This window comes from Nonomuraea sp. 3N208 (assembly GCF_052245935.1).
In the GTDB taxonomy this organism is placed as follows: Bacteria; Actinomycetota; Actinomycetes; order Streptosporangiales; family Streptosporangiaceae; genus Nonomuraea.
Genome location: NZ_JBQQBR010000015.1, coordinates 101655 through 116648 on the forward strand (window position 1 = coordinate 101655; position 14994 = coordinate 116648).

General features: G+C 69.7%; 14 protein-coding genes. 7 read left to right on the forward strand and 7 right to left on the reverse strand.

What is annotated here, in order from left to right:
• Positions 1-53 precede the first annotated feature (53 nt).
• Complete coding sequence (locus tag ACTWPT_RS23560) at positions 54-1577, reverse strand: ATP-dependent DNA ligase (RefSeq protein ID WP_443179595.1); 1524 nt, start codon at positions 1575-1577, stop codon at positions 54-56.
• A 371-nt stretch (positions 1578-1948) separates the two neighbouring features.
• Positions 1949-2323 carry an FKBP-type peptidyl-prolyl cis-trans isomerase gene (locus ACTWPT_RS23565; protein WP_443179596.1) on the reverse strand — a complete coding sequence of 125 codons (375 nt, stop codon included), beginning with the start codon at positions 2321-2323 and terminating at the stop codon, positions 1949-1951.
• Positions 2324-2401: 78 nt separating this feature from the next.
• Here ACTWPT_RS23565 and ACTWPT_RS23570 point away from each other — a divergent pair, with 78 nt between their 5' ends.
• Positions 2402-3163 (forward strand): SDR family NAD(P)-dependent oxidoreductase, encoded by a 762-nt coding sequence (locus tag ACTWPT_RS23570; protein ID WP_443179597.1) that lies wholly within the window; start codon positions 2402-2404, stop codon positions 3161-3163.
• Positions 3164-3336: 173 nt separating this feature from the next.
• Here ACTWPT_RS23570 and ACTWPT_RS23575 read toward each other — a convergent pair whose 3' ends face one another.
• A complete protein-coding gene (locus tag ACTWPT_RS23575) occupies positions 3337-4776 on the reverse strand; it encodes a GuaB1 family IMP dehydrogenase-related protein (protein ID WP_443179598.1) in 1440 nt (479 codons plus the stop codon).
• A 96-nt stretch (positions 4777-4872) separates the two neighbouring features.
• On the opposite strand from ACTWPT_RS23575, the gene ACTWPT_RS23580 reads away from it, so the two are divergent.
• Positions 4873-5325, forward strand: coding sequence for a GyrI-like domain-containing protein (locus ACTWPT_RS23580; protein ID WP_443179599.1), 453 nt, complete (start codon positions 4873-4875; stop codon positions 5323-5325).
• A 58-nt stretch (positions 5326-5383) separates the two neighbouring features.
• On the opposite strand, the gene ACTWPT_RS23585 is transcribed toward ACTWPT_RS23580, so the two are convergent.
• Complete coding sequence (locus ACTWPT_RS23585; RefSeq protein WP_443179600.1) at positions 5384-5908, reverse strand: TetR/AcrR family transcriptional regulator; 525 nt, start codon at positions 5906-5908, stop codon at positions 5384-5386.
• A gap of 75 nt (positions 5909-5983) precedes the next feature.
• On the opposite strand from ACTWPT_RS23585, the gene ACTWPT_RS23590 reads away from it, so the two are divergent.
• Positions 5984-7258, forward strand: a complete 1275-nt coding sequence (locus ACTWPT_RS23590) for an FAD-dependent monooxygenase (RefSeq protein WP_443179601.1) — start codon at positions 5984-5986, stop codon at positions 7256-7258.
• Here the strand turns inward: ACTWPT_RS23590 and ACTWPT_RS23595 are convergent.
• On the reverse strand, positions 7185-8306 hold the full coding sequence (locus ACTWPT_RS23595) for a CaiB/BaiF CoA transferase family protein (RefSeq protein WP_443179602.1): 1122 nt from the start codon (positions 8304-8306) through the stop codon (positions 7185-7187). The genes ACTWPT_RS23590 and ACTWPT_RS23595 overlap by 74 nt on opposite strands.
• 109 nt (positions 8307-8415) lie before the next feature.
• Here ACTWPT_RS23595 and ACTWPT_RS23600 point away from each other — a divergent pair, with 109 nt between their 5' ends.
• From ACTWPT_RS23600 to ACTWPT_RS23615, 4 genes are all read left to right on the forward strand, one after another.
• Positions 8416-9936: a serine/threonine-protein kinase gene (locus ACTWPT_RS23600; RefSeq protein WP_443179603.1), complete on the forward strand. Its 1521-nt coding sequence runs from the start codon at positions 8416-8418 to the stop codon at positions 9934-9936.
• Positions 9933-10916 carry an NAD(P)-dependent oxidoreductase gene (locus tag ACTWPT_RS23605; protein ID WP_443179604.1) on the forward strand — a complete coding sequence of 328 codons (984 nt, stop codon included), beginning with the start codon at positions 9933-9935 and terminating at the stop codon, positions 10914-10916. The genes ACTWPT_RS23600 and ACTWPT_RS23605 overlap by 4 nt, the downstream gene beginning before the upstream one ends.
• A gap of 204 nt (positions 10917-11120) precedes the next feature.
• The gene (locus ACTWPT_RS23610) at positions 11121-12470 is read left to right on the forward strand and encodes an FAD-binding oxidoreductase (RefSeq protein WP_443179724.1); all 1350 of its coding nucleotides are present in this window, start codon (positions 11121-11123) and stop codon (positions 12468-12470) included.
• Between the two features lie 4 nt (positions 12471-12474).
• Positions 12475-13734, forward strand: a complete 1260-nt coding sequence (locus tag ACTWPT_RS23615) for a class I SAM-dependent methyltransferase (RefSeq protein ID WP_443179605.1) — start codon at positions 12475-12477, stop codon at positions 13732-13734.
• A 118-nt stretch (positions 13735-13852) separates the two neighbouring features.
• On the opposite strand, the gene ACTWPT_RS23620 is transcribed toward ACTWPT_RS23615, so the two are convergent.
• The gene (locus tag ACTWPT_RS23620) at positions 13853-13978 is read right to left on the reverse strand and encodes a hypothetical protein (RefSeq protein WP_443179606.1); all 126 of its coding nucleotides are present in this window, start codon (positions 13976-13978) and stop codon (positions 13853-13855) included.
• Positions 13979-14056: 78 nt separating this feature from the next.
• On the reverse strand, positions 14057-14992 hold the full coding sequence (locus ACTWPT_RS23625; protein ID WP_443179607.1) for a phosphotransferase: 936 nt from the start codon (positions 14990-14992) through the stop codon (positions 14057-14059).
• Positions 14993-14994 lie beyond the last annotated feature (2 nt).

Consider the following 14994-nt stretch of genomic DNA (forward strand, 5'->3'; position numbering starts at 1 on the left):
AGCCGTCAAAAGGTGAGGGACGTCAGCGGTCGGAACATGAAGGACGTCAGCGGTCAGAACATGAGAGAGCGGACCGTGTCCACCGTGTCGGCGTCCTCCACCTGCTTGTCCAGGCGGTAGCGCAGGACCCGGGCGAAGCGCAGGGCCATGCCGCCCGGGTAGCGGGGCGAGCGCTGGACCCCGTCGAAGGCGATCTCCACCACCAACTCGGGCCGGAGGTTGACCGTCCACGTGTCGGTCGGCCCCTCGGCCAGCTCCAGGAAACGCTGGGTCTGCCAGGCCAGCAACTCGTCCGTCAGGCCCTTGAAGGTCTTGCCGAGCATCACGAAGCCGCCCTCCGGATCGCGGGCGCCTAGGTGGAGGTTGGACAGCTTGCCCTCGCGCCGGCCATGGCCCCACTCGGCGGCCAGGACCACCAGGTCGAGGGTGTGGCGGGGCTTGACCTTGATCCAGCCGGCGCCCCGGCGGCCCGCCGCGTACGGGGACGACAGGGACTTGACCACCAGGCCCTCATGGCCGGCCTTCACCACGTCGGTGAAGAACTTCTCCGCCTCCGACACGTCACCCGTGACCAGCCGCGGCGTCAGCAGGCCCTGCGGGACCGTGCGGGCCAGCGCCTCCTGTCGCTGCGCGTAGGTGAGATCGAGCAGGTCAGCGCCGTCCACGCGCAGTGCGTCGAAGAAGAACACGCTCAGCGGCGTCTGCTCGCGCAGCTGGGCAACGTTGGTCTTGCTGGTGGCCCGGCTCGCCGTGACCTGGAACGGGTGCGGGCGGCCGTCGGGGCGCAGCGCGATCACCTCACCGTCCAGCACCAGATCCTCCGACGGCATCTCCAACACGGCCTCGACCAGTTCGGGCACTTGCGGAGTGATGTCGTCGAGCGTACGGGTGAAGACTTTCACCTCGGAGCCGGAGCGGTGGGCCTGAACGCGCACGCCGTCGAGCTTCCACTCCAGCGCCGCCGGCGTGCCGGCCTTGTCCAGGGCCGCGGCGACGTTGGGCGCACTGCCGGCCAGCATGGGGGCGACCGCCTGGCCCACCTCCAAGCGGAACGCGTGCAGCGCCACCACCCCACCGCTCAGCGCGGCCGCTCCGACAGCGGGAAGCCAGCCGCGCAAGGTCAGCGCGCGCCGCACGTCCGCCGACGGCGCGCCGGACGCCTTGGCCACCGCTTCGATCATGACGCCGTCGAGCGCGCCCTGCCGTAGCTCGCCATGCAGCAGCCGGCGCATGAACTGCTGCTCCTGGCTCGTCAATCCGGCGAACAGCTCGGCCACCAGGGCCCTGCGCGCCGCCTGCGAGCCCGGGCCTGAGACGGCCTTGATCCTCGTCAGCAACTCGTCGACCGTGGTCAGTGTGGCGGTGGCGGCCAGTTTGGGCTGGGGCAGGTCCTCGAGCGTGCGCCAGCCGACGCCCACCTGCCGTTGGGGCAGCTCGCCAGAAAGGTAGGAGATCGCGATCTCCGCCTCGTCCGGGCTGACCCGGCCCAGCAGCTCCGCCAGATGGGCGATCTTGCCTAGCCTGGCGGACGTGCGCGTCACCGCCTCGGAAACTCGGACCACGTCGATCAGAAGCACACGCCTATCGTGCCTCACGCCGCCGACATTCCCTACCCGGTATCGACGCTGTGTCGAGCGCTGTGTGGTGACGGGTGTGCGGTGACTGGCTCTGTGGTGACGGCTGTGTGGTGGCTGATCGCCTGCCAACTCCCGCGCACTGCTCCCCGCTCCGCCGGCCTGTCCGGTCGGTCTGGTCGCTCCGCTGCCCCGTCCACGCGGTCGGCTCGTTCCGTCCGCCTGACCCGTCGGTCCGGTCCGCCTGGTCCGCCCGTACGCCGGCGAGGTGGCGTTGTCAGGGTGATGCGGGCGAGGGCCCCCTGGTGGTGCTGGACGGGTGGTGTCCGTCAGCTGACGGTGGTGAGGTCGTCAGCTGACGGACGGGACGCCTGTCAGCTGACGCCGAGCAGGTCGACGACGAAGATGAGCGTCTCGTTCGGCTTGATGCGCGCGCCCGCGCCCCGGCTGCCGTACCCCAGGTGTGGCGGGATGACGAGCTTGCGCCGGCCACCGACCTTCATGCCGGCGACCCCCTGGTCCCAGCCCGCGATGACGCGCCCCCCGCCGAGCGGGAACTCGAACGCCTCCCCGCGGTTCCACGAGGCGTCGAACTCCTCCCCGGTCGAGAAGGCGACGCCCACGTAATGAACGCGGACGCGATGGCCGGGCTTGGCCTCCGGGCCGTCGCCCGCCACCAGGTCGACGATCTCCAGGTCGGCGGGCGGGTTGCCCTCGGGGAAGTCGATCTCGGGCTTTTCGAGTGCCACGACGTGCTCCTGATAACGATGATGGACGATGAGATATGAACCCGACGACTCTATGCGCTCGGGATATCGTCATCGTTCATGACCGGCCTCACACCTGACGCGATCCTGCTCACCGGGCGCGTCGCCGTGGTCACCGGCGCGGCCCGGGGCATCGGGCTGGCGATCGCGGAGGCGTTCGCCGCGTTCGGCGCCCACGTCGCGGGTTGCGACCGCGACACGCCGCGCGCCGAGGTGGCGATGACGTTCGACGTGCGCGACCAGGCGGCGGTGGAGGTGTTCGCCCAGGCCGTACGGGAGCGCTGGGGCCGCGTCGACGTGCTGGTCAACAACGCGGGCGGCACCTTCTACGCCGCGTTCGCCGACACCTCGCCACGCGGCGAGCGGACCCTCATCGAAGAGAACTTCTCGCAAGTCACCGGCATGATCCGGCATCTATTGCCGATGATGCTCCCCGGCTCCTCGATCATCAATGTGACGTCGAGCGAAGCGCATCAGGCGGCGCCGGGGTTCGCGGTGTACGCGGCGATGAAGGCCGCCCTGGAGAGCCTGACGAAGTCCCTGGCCCTGGAGCTGGCGCCCAGGGGCATCAGGGTGAACGCGATAGCGCCTGACGCGCTGCCTACCGAGGGTGAGGCGGGTGTGCGCGAGCGTATGCTGGCTCGCCCGCTGCCCTACGAGCCGGTACGCATTCCGCCGCTCGGCTACCTCGGGGAACCCGCGGACGCGGCGGGTACGGCCGTGTTCCTGGCGAGCGACCTGGCTAGGTTCGTCACGGGGACGACGGTGCATGTGGACGGCGGGATCAACGCGGCCGGCGGCTGGAGGCGCACCGACCCTTGACCGCACGCAACGCTCAACACGTCCCGACTCGCCCCGGCGCAATCCGCATGGGCCCACCCGGCCCGGCGTGCTCTGGTCGGTGCGCCGTGGCGTGGTGCGCGGTCGCGGTAACGGTGGGCGAGCATCCTGGCCTCTGTTCGGTCGGCCGGAAGTCGCCCACACCCCGCCGCATATCACCAGCTCTGGTGCAACGGCATCCCCTCGGCGTACCCCGACGAGCTCTGGATCCCCACGACCGCCTGCGCGTGGAACTCCTCCAGATCCGGCGCCCCCGCGTACGTGCACGCCGACCGAAGCCCCGCCACGATCGCGTCGATCTGGTCCTCCACGCTGGGCCGCTTCGGATCCAGATACATCCTGGACGTCGAGATGCCCTCCTCGAACAACGCCTTCCTGGCCCGCTCGAACGCCGAGTCCTCGGCCGTCCTGAGCCGCACGGCCCGCGCGGAGGCCATGCCGTAGTTCTCCTTGTACTTGCGCCCGTTCGCGTCGGTGTGGGTGTCGCCCGGCGACTCGTACGTGCCGGCGAACCACGACCCGATCATCACGTTGGAGGCCCCGGCGGCCAGCGCCAGCGCCACGTCGCGCGGGTGCCGCACGCCGCCGTCCGCCCACACGTGCCGCCCCAGCCGGCGCGCCTCGGCGGAGCACTCGAGCACGGCGGAGAACTGCGGTCGGCCCACCCCGGTCATCATCCGCGTCGTGCACATGGCGCCCGGGCCCACTCCGACCTTGAGGATGTCGGCCCCGGCGTCCACCAGGTCGCGTACGCCGCCCGCCGTCACCACGTTGCCCGCCGCGACGGGCACGCCGGGGTCGAGGGCTTTGACGGAGCGCAACGCCGAGAGCATCTTCTCCTGGTGGCCGTGCGCGGTGTCCACGACCAGGCAGTCGATCCCGGCCTGCAGCAGTTCCTTGGCCTTGGCGGCCACGTCGCCGTTCACGCCGACGGCGGCGGCGATGCGGAGCCGGCCCTGGGCGTCGAGCGCAGGCTGGTAGAGGGTGGCGCGCAGGGCGCCGGTACGGGTGAGGATGCCGACCAGTCGCCCGTCGGCGTCCACGATGGGCGCCAGCCGGTGCCGGCCCTCGTGCAGCCGGTCGAAGGCGGACCGCGGGTCCAGCCCGGCCGGCAGCGTCAGCAGCTCGCTCGACATGACATGCGACAGCTGCGTGTACATGTCCACGCCCTGGCAGTCGGCGTCGGTGACGACGCCGACGGGCCGGTTGTCCCAGTCGACCACGATGATCGCGCCGTGTGCCCGCTTGGGCAGCAGGTGCAGCGCCTCCCCTACGGTGTCGTGCGGGGTGAGCGTCAGCGGCGTGTCGTGGATGAGGTCGCGTTTCTTGACCCAGTCGACGACGTTCGCCACGACGTCCAGCGGTATGTCCTGCGGGATCACGGCGAGGCCGCCCCGCCGGGCCACGGTCTCGGCCATGCGCCGGCCGGCGACCGCGGTCATGTTGGCCACGACGATGGGGATGGTCGTCCCAGTGCCGTCGTGGGTGGACAGGTCGACTGAGAGCCGTGATCCGACCGAGGAACGCGACGGAACCATGAACACGTCGCTGTAGGTCAGATCGTGGTGCGGCGCGAGGCCATTAAGAAATTTCACGTTCGTCCATCATATGCGGTAATGCGTCACCAAGGAGTTTCCCCCTTTCGCGGGGGCTTATGATCGGCCGGGACACTTTTGGGGGAGGGAGGGTCTGTGGATGTCACCGAACGGGCCGAGCTGACCGTGGTCGGCTACGTCGTACGGACCACCAATGCCGACGAGATGGATCCGGCACGGGCCAAGTTGCCCGCATTGTGGCAGCGGGCGGGCGCACCCGGGGCCTTCGCGCATGTGCCCGGCCAGGTCGACGAGAACCTCTATGCCGTGCTGACCGACTACGAGAGCGACCACAACGGGGCCTACACGCAGATCGTCGGCATCGGCGTGCGGACGGTGCCGCGACTGCCCGAGGGGATGGTGGCCGTACGGGTGCCGGCCGTGCAAGCGCTGAGGGTGGAGGCCCGCGGGCCGATGCCGCAGTCGCTCGTCGAAGCGTGGCAGCGGGTGTGGAAGCACACCGAGTCGGGCGGCACGCCGCCCCGCGCGTACACGACGGACCTCGAAGTGCACCACCCGCAGGGGGTGGACCTCTACATCGCCATCTAGGCGAGTCCGAGCTCAGAGGAGCCCGGGCTAGGCGAGTCCGACCTCAGGGGAGCCCGGGCTAGGCAAGTCCGAGCGCGGCGGCCGCCGCCTCGACGGCCGTCGGCTTGACCTGCTCCATCGGCAGGTGCGCGTACTCCGCCGAGCAGTCCGACATCCCGCCGAGCGCCACCGTCGCCCGGATCTGCTGCTCGAGGGTGACGTCCGGCCCGAGCAGCAGACGGACCAGCGTGCGCCGCCAGTCGAACATGCGCGTGCCCAGGTCCAGGTAGCCCAGCGTGGACATCTCCCGCACCATCATGACGATCACGTCGCGGTGCCGCCAGGTCAGCTCGAAGTAGTCCTCGAGCAGTTCCCGCGCGTCGCCTCCCGGCTCCCGCGTCGCCACGAACCGTTCCACGTCCTCGACCATCGGCTGCACGATGCTGCGCACCAGGTCCTCCCGCGAGGCGAAGTGGTAGTAGAGCGCGGGCTTGGTGATGCCCAGCCGTTCGGAGATCTGGCGCAGGCTCGTGTTCTGCACGCCCTGCTGGACGAACAGCTCGCGGGCCACCTCCAGGATGCGGGACTTGGTATCGCTGGGCATGGCCCAAGACTATCGCTTACTTACCGTTAAGTATGCTAGCGTCGATTTACCTTCCGTTAAGTAAGGGGGATCGGAATGAGAGTCCTCATCTCCGGCGCGAGCATCGCAGGACCGGCTCTCGCCTACTGGCTCACCAGGTACGGGTTCGCCGTCACCGTCGTGGAGCGCGCCCCGGCCCTGCGTAAGACGGGCGGGCACGCGATCGACCTGTTCAAGCCGGCGATGGACATCGTCGAGCAGATGGGCGTCCTGGAGCAGGTCGTGGCCAAGAAGACCGGAATCGAGCACATGACCGTCCACAGGGTCGGCTACGACCGCCCCGTCCACCTGGAGGTGGGCCGGCTGATGGCGGCCGTGTCCGACCGGCACGTCGAGATCATGCGCGACGACCTGAGCGAGATCTTCTACGACCTCACCCGCGACGACGTCGAGTACGTCTTCGGCGACTCGATCGCCTCCATCTCCGACGACGGCGCGGTGACGTTCGACAGCGGGCGGGAGGCCCGCTTCGACCTGGTGATCGGCGCGGACGGCCTGCACTCCAACGTGCGCCGCCTGGTCTTCGGCCCCGAGTCCGAGTTCTCCACCTGGATCGGCGCCTACCTCGCCGTGGTCTCGGTCCCCAACTTCCTGGGCCTCGACGGCCGTATGGAGGGCATCGCGGGGGTGGGCAGGATGGCCGGCATGGGTGCGCCGCACATGGCCGACGCGCGGGCGGTGTTCCTGTTCAGGACGCCGGAGCCGCTCGACTACCACCACAGGGACGTGGCCGCGCAGAAGCGGTTACTGCGGGAGCACTTCGACGGAATGGGCTGGGAGGTGCCGAGGATCATGGAGGAGCTGGACGACACGCCGGCGTTCTACTTCGACTCGATCACCCAGCTCCGTCTGGACTCCTGGTCACGCGGCCGGGTGACGCTGGTGGGCGACGCCGGCTACTGCCCCGGGCCCGCCGTCGGCGGCAGCACGAGCCTGGCGGTCGTGGGGGCGTACATCCTGGCGGGGGAGCTGGCCGCGCACGGCGGCGACCACACGCGGGCCTTCCCCGCCTACGAGGCGGAGATCGGCGACTACGTGCGCCGCAGCCGTACGTTCGCCGTCAACGCGGCCAAGCGCATCGTCCCGGGCAGCCGTTTCGATCTCTGGGCGGTCGGCGCGGCCGTGGGGCTGGTCGCGCACCTGCCGGCCGCGCTGACCAGGGCCGCCACCAAGATCACCAGCAAGGGCGTGCGCCTGCACGACTCGATCCGACTGAAGGACTACTCCGCGCACGAGGTCATGCGAGCACCCCTTGGCCGCGCAGCTTCTCCGCTTCCTCCTGGGACAACCCCCAGTCCGAGAGGTCGGTGAGGCGGGTGGCCGGCGATAGGTCGGGGTCGGGGGCACCCAGCAGGCGGGGCGCGGGCAGCGGCATGGTGACGCCGCCGACCTCGGCGAAGCTGCCGCGAGCGGCGTTGTGCGGGTGGGCGGCGGCTTCGGACATGGACAAGACGGGTGAGACGCACGCGTCGGAGCCCTCGAAGAGCTCCTCCCACTCGGCTCGCGTCCTGGTCTTGAACGCCGCGGCAAGGCGGGCCCTCAGCGCGGGCCACTGGGCCCGGTCGTTTCTGTCGGGCAGATCCGTCAGGCCCATCAGGGACACCATCGTGTCCCAGAACTGCGGCTCCAGCGCTCCCACGGCCACATACTTCCCGTCGGCGGTCTCGTACGTGTCGTACTGCGGGGCGCCCGTGTCCAGCAGGTTGGTGCCCCGAGGCCCCCAGAAGCCGCTCTGCACACCCTGGTAGAACATCGCGAACAGGACCGCCGCCCCGTCCACCATCGCCGCGTCGATCACCCGGCCCTTGCCGGTGCGTTCGCGCTCGAACAGGGCCAGCAGGACCCCGTACGCCAGCATGAGCCCGCCGCCGGCGAAGTCGCCCAGGATGTTGATCGGCGGCGTCGGCTTGTCCCCCTCGCGCCCCAGCATCGACAGGATGCCGGAGATCGCGATGTAGTCGATGTCGTGCCCGGCCGTCGGGGCCAGCGGCCCGTCCTGGCCCCAGCCGGTCATCCGGCCGTAGATCAGCCGCTCGTTCACCGCGTGCAGGTCGGCGGGGCCGATGCCGAGTCGCTCGGCCACGCCGGGCCGGAACACCTCGATCACCACGTCGGCGTGCCTGGCCAGCTCCTTGAACGCGGCCACGCCCTCGGGCGCCTTCAGGTCCAGCCCGATCGTGCGCTTGCCCCGATCCATGACGTCCCTGCGCGGCTGGTCGGAGACCGCCTTGACCCGATCCACCCGCAGCACCTCGGCGCCGTGGTCGGCCAGCATCATCCCCGCGAACGGTCCAGGGGCCAGGCCTGCGAGCTCCAGCACGCGGACGCCGGCCAGCGGGCCTCGGCGAACTTCAGACATACGGACAGTAGAACAACATTCGGTGAGCTCTGGCAAGCGGCTCCCCGGCGAAGCCCTACCAGGTATGGGAAACTTGCCCACTGTTCGTGTGGGTCTACAGGGGACGGACATGGTTTCGGAAGACAGCCGGCTCATCGCCAGGCGCTACGAGTTAGTGCGCGAACTGGGCCGCGGGGGGATGGGCGTGGTCTGGGAAGGCCGGGACACGCTGCTCAACCGGCAGGTCGCCATCAAGGAAGTCGTGCTGCCCGACGGGTTGTCGCCCGGCGACCAGGAACGCCAGCTGATGCGCACCGTCCGGGAGGCCCGCACCGCCGCCAAGCTCAACCATCCGTCCGTCGTCGCCCTCTACGACGTCGTCGAGGAGGGCGGCCGCCCCTGGATCGTCATGGAGCTGCTGAGCCACCCCACCGTCGAGCAGGTCGTGCTCAGCACGGGCGCCCTGCCCGTGCGCGAGGCGGCCGACGTCGGCCGGCAGGTGCTCTCGGCGCTGAAGGCCGCCCACGCGGCCGGGATCCTGCACCGCGACGTCAAGCCCAGCAACATCCTCCTCACCGACGAGGGCCGCGCCGTCCTCACCGACTTCGGCATCGCCACCGTCGAGGGCGACGCGTCGCTCACCAGGACCGGCATGGTCACCGGCTCGCCCAGCTTCCTCGCGCCGGAACGGGTGCGCGCCGCCGACGCCGGACCGGCCTCCGACCTGTGGTCGCTGGGCGCCACGTTGTACGCGTGCATGGTGGGGCGCTCGCCGTTCGAACGAGGCGATCCCATGGCGACGCTCAACGCGCTGCTCACCGAGGAGCCCGATTACCGGCGGATCCCGCCGATCATGCATCCGATCCTGCGCGGCCTGCTGCGCAAGGAGCCGGAGGAGCGGGTGGACGCCGAGGAGGCCGACCGGCTGCTCGCGGCCATCGCCGTATCCAAGCCCGCCGCCGCAGATCGCGACGTGCCCGAGAGGAAAGGCGGGCGCGGGCGGGCGCTGCTCGCGGCGGGCGCGGCGGCGGTCGTCGTGATCGCGGCCGGCTCGGTCGCGTACTTCAAGTTCGCCGCCCCCGCCGAAGGCACGCCACGCGCGACCGCTCAGGCCGCCGCGGCGACCAGCCCGCTCACGCCGAGCGCCACCCCCACACCGGAGCCGAGCGTCACGCCCAGCGTGGCGCGGACGGCGCCGACGGTGCGGGCGTGGAAGTCACGTGACGGCTGGTCGATCCTGCGGCCCGTCGGCTGGAGAGGTGCGCTGCAAGAGGCCTACACGGAATGGTCGCGCCGGGACAGGAACGCCCATCTCGGGATCGAGGCCGTCTACTCCAATCTCGACGTCAACGAACTCCTGCGCGCGTCGGAGGAATCGAAGCGGCAGAACGCCGAAGGCGTGGTGACCCGCGGCCGCCGTACCGTCACGCATCAGGGCGTCAAGGCCGTGGAGTGGGAGTTCTCCTGGACGGCAGGCGCGGCGGGCGACACGCCGTGGGCCGCCGCCGGCATCCGCTACCGGGAGGTACGCCGGGCCCTGACGATCGGCGATACCGCGTACATCGTGTCCTGGACGGTCGCCGAGAACCAGTGGCTGCGCAACAGGGGACTTATGCGACAGGTGATCGGCAGCTTTACTGTGGGGGCATGAGCCCCTGGAACCTGCTCGCCCTGCCCCCGCTCCCCGAGGAGCTGATGCGGCGCCTGCTCGCCCCGCTGGGCGACCGAGTGGACGTCCGCGTGCCCGCCGCCCGCGACAGGGACGCGCTCCTGGCGGCGCTGCCGGAGGCGGAGATCGTGCTCGGCGACTGGACGAGCACGCTGGTCCTGGACGCCGCGGCGGTCGCGGCCGCGCCCCGGCTGGCCTTCGTGCAGCAGCCGTCCGTGGGCGTGGACGGCCACGACCTCGACGCCCTGGCCGCGGCCGGGGTGCCGCTGGCCAACACGCCAGGCGTCAGCGCCGTGGCGGTCTCGGAATGGTGCCTGGCCGCCACGCTCTCGCTGGCGCGCAAGCTCGCCGCGGCCGACGCGGCCGTACGCGGGGGCGAGTGGCCGCAGCAGGGCCTGCAGCCGCACGAGTTGCGCGGCCGCCGCGTCGGCGTCGTCGGGTGGGGCCCGATCGGCGTGTCGTGCGCGGAGCTGTTCCGGGCGCTCGGCTGTCACGTGACGTTCTGGACCCGCACGTCCCGCGAGGACCCCGCCTTCGAAGACCTGGAGACGCTCGTCTCCGGCAGCGACGTCGTGGTGGTCGTCATCGCGCTGTCCGACGAGACCCGTGACCTGATCGACCCCACGCGCATGAAGCAGGGCGCCCTACTCGTGAACGCCGCCCGAGGCGGCGTCGTGAACCAGCAGGCGCTGGTCTCCTCGTTGCGTGACGGGCATCTCGGGGGTGCGGCGCTGGACGTGTTCGACGTCGAGCCGCTGCCTGCCGGCGACCCGCTGCGCGACCTGCCGAACGTCCTGCTGTCCCCGCACGTCGCCGGCGTCACCCCCGAGGCCACCGGCCGACTCCTCGCCGCCACGCTGGACAATCTCACCGCCGCCGTGGAGGGGCGCGAGGTGGACGCGGTGCTCAACGGTGTCACGCCCGTCGTGCGCAGGAAGTTTACGCAATCGCCTGCCACATAGGCATTTCACCTGGCACTATGAACAGTTTTCGTGTCTTTAACGACCCCGGTCTGTTCGAGGTCTCCTGTGAGAGATACCTTCTTACGGACGATCTCTACCGGCTCAAGGGGGTGCTTTCGTGAACGAGCGTAGCGAGCGAACAAATCATACGCAGCATGACTTTGTCGCCACGGCCCCGACGAAGGAGGGGCCGTGACGACGACGATGTCGACACACCAGCGGGCAGTAGAGCAGATCCGGCACTCGTACGCCGAGATTCCCGGCGGCGCCGCGCCCCGGCTGGCCAAGTCGACGTCCAACCTGTTCAGGTTCCGCGACGCCACGAAGACGGCCAAACTCTCGGCCAGGGATCTCGACGAGGTCATCAGCGTCGACCCCGAGACCATGACGGCCGAGGTCCAGGGCATGACCACGTACGAACACCTGGTCGACGCCACGCTGGCGCACGGGCTCATGCCGTACGTGGTGCCGCAGCTCAAGACCATCACGCTGGGCGGCGCCGTGACCGGGCTCGGCATCGAGTCCACCAGCTTCAAGGACGGACTGCCGCACGAGTCGGTCGAGGAGCTCGAGATCCTCACCGGCGACGGGCGCGTCGTCGTGGCCCGAGACGACAACGAGCACCGCGACCTCTTCCGCGCCTTCCCCAACTCCTACGGCACGCTCGGCTACGCGTTGCGCATCAAGATCAAACTGCGCAAGGTCCAGCCGTACGTGCACCTCACGCATGTGAAGTTCACCGACGCCGCCAAGTGCATGCTGGCCATGCAGGAGATCTGCGACAGCATGGTGCACGACGGCGACAGCGTCGACTTCGTGGACGGGGTCTTCTTCGGCCCGGGCGAGATGTATCTCACGGTCGGCCGCTTCGCCGACCGCGCACCCTACGTGTCCGACTACACCGGCATGCGCATCTACTACCAGTCGATCACGCACCGCAGCCGCGACTGGCTGTCCATCCGCGACTATCTGTGGCGTTGGGACACCGACTGGTTCTGGTGCTCACGGGCCTTCGGCGTGCAGCAGCCGGTGGTGCGCTCGCTCATGCCACGCCGCTGGATGCGCTCCGACGTCTACCGCCGCCTGGTCGCCCTCGACCGCAAATACGGCGTGACCGCCCGCATCGACCGGTGGCGTAACCAACCGGTCCAGGAATCGGTCATCCAGGACGTGGAGGTTCCGGTCGAGCGCGGGGCGGAGTTCCTTGAGGTCTTCCACGACAAGGTCGGCATGACGCCGGTGTGGATGTGCCCGCTGCGGGCGGGCTCCCGCTGGCCGATCTATCCGCTCGAGCCCGGCAAGCTGTACGTCAACTTCGGCTTCTGGGGAATGGTGCCGCTGCCACGGGGGCAGTTCGACGGGTACTACAACCGGCTGATCGAGCATGCGGTACATGAGCTCGACGGTCACAAGTCGCTCTATTCGACGTCCTTCTATGCCCGTGAGCAGTTCTGGCAGCTGTACAACGGCGACGCCTACTGGCCGGTCAAGCGGGAATACGACCCGAACGGGCGCCTGCTGGACCTGTACGACAAGTGTGTGCGGGGAAGGTGAGTGGATGGCTCTCGCAACCATCTTTGAGAAGATCGTCGGCACGGACGCGAACATCGCGTTCCTGGCGTATGACGGCAGCAAGGCAGGGCCTGACGGGGCCGACGTGACCCTTGAGGTCAAGTCCCCCATCGCGGTGGCCTACCTGGCGCAAGCCCCCGGGGAACTGGGCCTGGCCAGAGCGTACATCGCCGGTCACATCGACGTGCACGGCGACATGTACACATTGCTCGACCGTATGTGGAGCATCACTACCAATGACCTGACAGCTTCCGAGAAGCTGGCCGCGGTCCGCTCGCTGGGCGTCAAGCCGCTCCTCATGCGGGTGCCGCCGCCGCCGCAGGAGATGCGGCAGAGCACGCTGGCCAAGCTCGGCTCCCGGCACGCCAAACAACGCGACGCCGAAGCCATCCACCACCACTACGACGTCTCCAACCGCTTCTACGAGTGGGTCCTGGGCCCGTCGATGGCCTACACCTGCGCCGTCTTCCCCGAGGAGACCGCGACGCTGGAGGAGGCCCAGTACACCAAGTTCGACCTGGTGGCCCGCAAGCTGGGCCTCGAGCCCGGCATGCGCCTGCTGGACGTCGGCTGCGGCTGGGGCGGCATGGTCATGCACGCCGCCAAGCACTACGGCGTCAAGGTGCTGGGCGTGACCCTGAGCAAGCAGCAGGCGGAGTGGGCCCAGCAGGCCATCGCCGACGCCGGCCTGCAGGACCTGGCCGAAGTCCGCCACATGGATTATCGGGACGTGGTGGAGACCGGTTTCGACGCGGTCAGCTCCATCGGCCTCACCGAGCACATCGGCAAGGCCAACCTCCTGTCGTACTTCTCCTTCCTGTACGGCAAGCTGAAGCCCGGTGGCCGCCTCCTGAACCACTGCATCACCAGGCCGACCGGCAAGGAGAAGACGTTCAACAAGGGCGGCTTCATCAACAAGTACGTCTTCCCCGACGGCGAGTTGGAGTCGGTGGGCTACCTGATCAGGCAGATGGAGGACCTGGGCTTCGAGATCCGCCACGAGGAGAACCTCCGGGAGCATTACGCGAAGACCCTGCAGTACTGGTGCGACAACCTGGACGTCAACTGGGAGAACGCGGTCCAGGAAGTCGGCATGGGCACGGCTCGCGTGTGGGCCCTGTACATGGCCGGCTGCATCGTCGGCTTCGAGCGCAACAAGGTCCAGCTCCATCAGGTCCTGGGCGTGAAACTGGACCAGGAGGGCCGCTCCGGCGTCCCCTTCCGCCCGTCCGTCACCTGGCCCTGAGAAACCACCGAGGGTGAGAGGGCTCACCGGCCCTCTCACCCTCCCTCGGCCTTGTTTCGCCCGGAGGAAGGGCTTGCCGCCCGACGACCCACGCCGCTTCAGCCGGCGCGACTACCTGTTACTTCCCGTCTTTGGGCGTGGCGGCGTGCTTGCCGCGGCTCGCCTGATGCTCATTGCCTTTGGAGCCCTCTTTGGGCTCGTCCGGGGTGTCCTTGGGGGTGTGGGGCTTCTCGTGCCGGCCCACGCGATCTCCTTTATGGTCCCTGACTGCTTAGCGTGACCACAAGATTACCGTGAGCATGGGCGAATGGCGAACCCGGCTCTACCGCGCTAGTGCTTGGAGGGTGCCAGTGAGCCCTTCCCAGCTCACCTCGGCGTCCGGGGTGCGGCCGTGGGGCGAGCGGAACCAGGCCACGAACTCGGCCACGTCGTCCAAGGCCCACCGCAGCTGGTACAGCTCCAGGGCGGCCGGGTCCGGTGCACGGCCCGTGGCGTCGGCGTACCTGGCCAGATCGGCGGAGTCCTTGATGACATGCCAGAGATCGCGCTCAGGAACCGCCAGCCCGACCGTGTCCCAGTCCACGAGCAGCAGTCGCCCGTCCGCCTTCCGCAGCAGATTGCCGGGGTGCGGCTCGCCGTGCGTGACGACGGGCTCGCCGCCCTTCTCGGCCATCCGGTCGAGGTCGTCCAGGCGGCGCCGCAGCGTCCCGGCGTGGTCGGCGATCAGCCCCCGGGCCGGCTCGGCGTACGGGCCGCCCAGCCACGGCCGGTCGGTCTCCCTGAGGGCGTCCTCCAACCAGGCCCGCCCCGCCAGCTCCACCGGCCGGGCAGGGGTGGAGAGCGGCGGCGGCGTCCGGTGCAGCTCAGCCAGCAGATCGATGACCAGGCCGCGCTCCTCGGGAGACGGCTCGTCGCCGAAGTCGCCGCCCACGCCGTCCACGTGCGGGAACACGCTCATGGCGTAGCGATGGCGGTCGAGCCGCCGGAGCGTCGTGCCGTCACCGGTGCGCAGAGGTGCGACGACGAAGGGAAGCCCCGCCTGCTCGCGCAGGTCCGCCGCGGTCTCCATGGCCTGCAGGAGCCCGTCGTACGAGCGGCGCCGCACGTCCGCCACGGTGACGAACCACCGCCCGTCCGCCACCCAGTGATAGTCCCCGAACCCCACCGGTGCGTAGTCGAGCACGACGGCGTCGATGCCCCACGCGCGCAGCGCGGGCCGCAACAGCCCTTCGTCCAGTCCCTCCGGCCGATCACGCATGC

Bases quoted from the DNA above. Each gene is read 5' to 3' on its own strand.
- ACTWPT_RS23570 (WP_443179597.1), top strand. From the start codon at position 2,402: ATGACCGGCCTCACACCTGACGCGATCCTGCTCACCGGGCGCGTCGCC.
- ACTWPT_RS23585 (WP_443179600.1), bottom strand. From the start codon at position 5,908: ATGCCCAGCGATACCAAGTCCCGCATCCTGGAGGTGGCCCGCGAGCTG.
- ACTWPT_RS23590 (WP_443179601.1), top strand. From the start codon at position 5,984: ATGAGAGTCCTCATCTCCGGCGCGAGCATCGCAGGACCGGCTCTCGCC.
- ACTWPT_RS23595 (WP_443179602.1), bottom strand. From the start codon at position 8,306: ATGTCTGAAGTTCGCCGAGGCCCGCTGGCCGGCGTCCGCGTGCTGGAG.
- ACTWPT_RS23600 (WP_443179603.1), top strand. From the start codon at position 8,416: ATGGTTTCGGAAGACAGCCGGCTCATCGCCAGGCGCTACGAGTTAGTG.
- ACTWPT_RS23605 (WP_443179604.1), top strand. From the start codon at position 9,933: ATGAGCCCCTGGAACCTGCTCGCCCTGCCCCCGCTCCCCGAGGAGCTG.
- ACTWPT_RS23610 (WP_443179724.1), top strand. From the start codon at position 11,121: ATGTCGACACACCAGCGGGCAGTAGAGCAGATCCGGCACTCGTACGCC.
- ACTWPT_RS23615 (WP_443179605.1), top strand. From the start codon at position 12,475: ATGGCTCTCGCAACCATCTTTGAGAAGATCGTCGGCACGGACGCGAAC.
- ACTWPT_RS23625 (WP_443179607.1), bottom strand. From the start codon at position 14,992: ATGCGTGATCGGCCGGAGGGACTGGACGAAGGGCTGTTGCGGCCCGCG.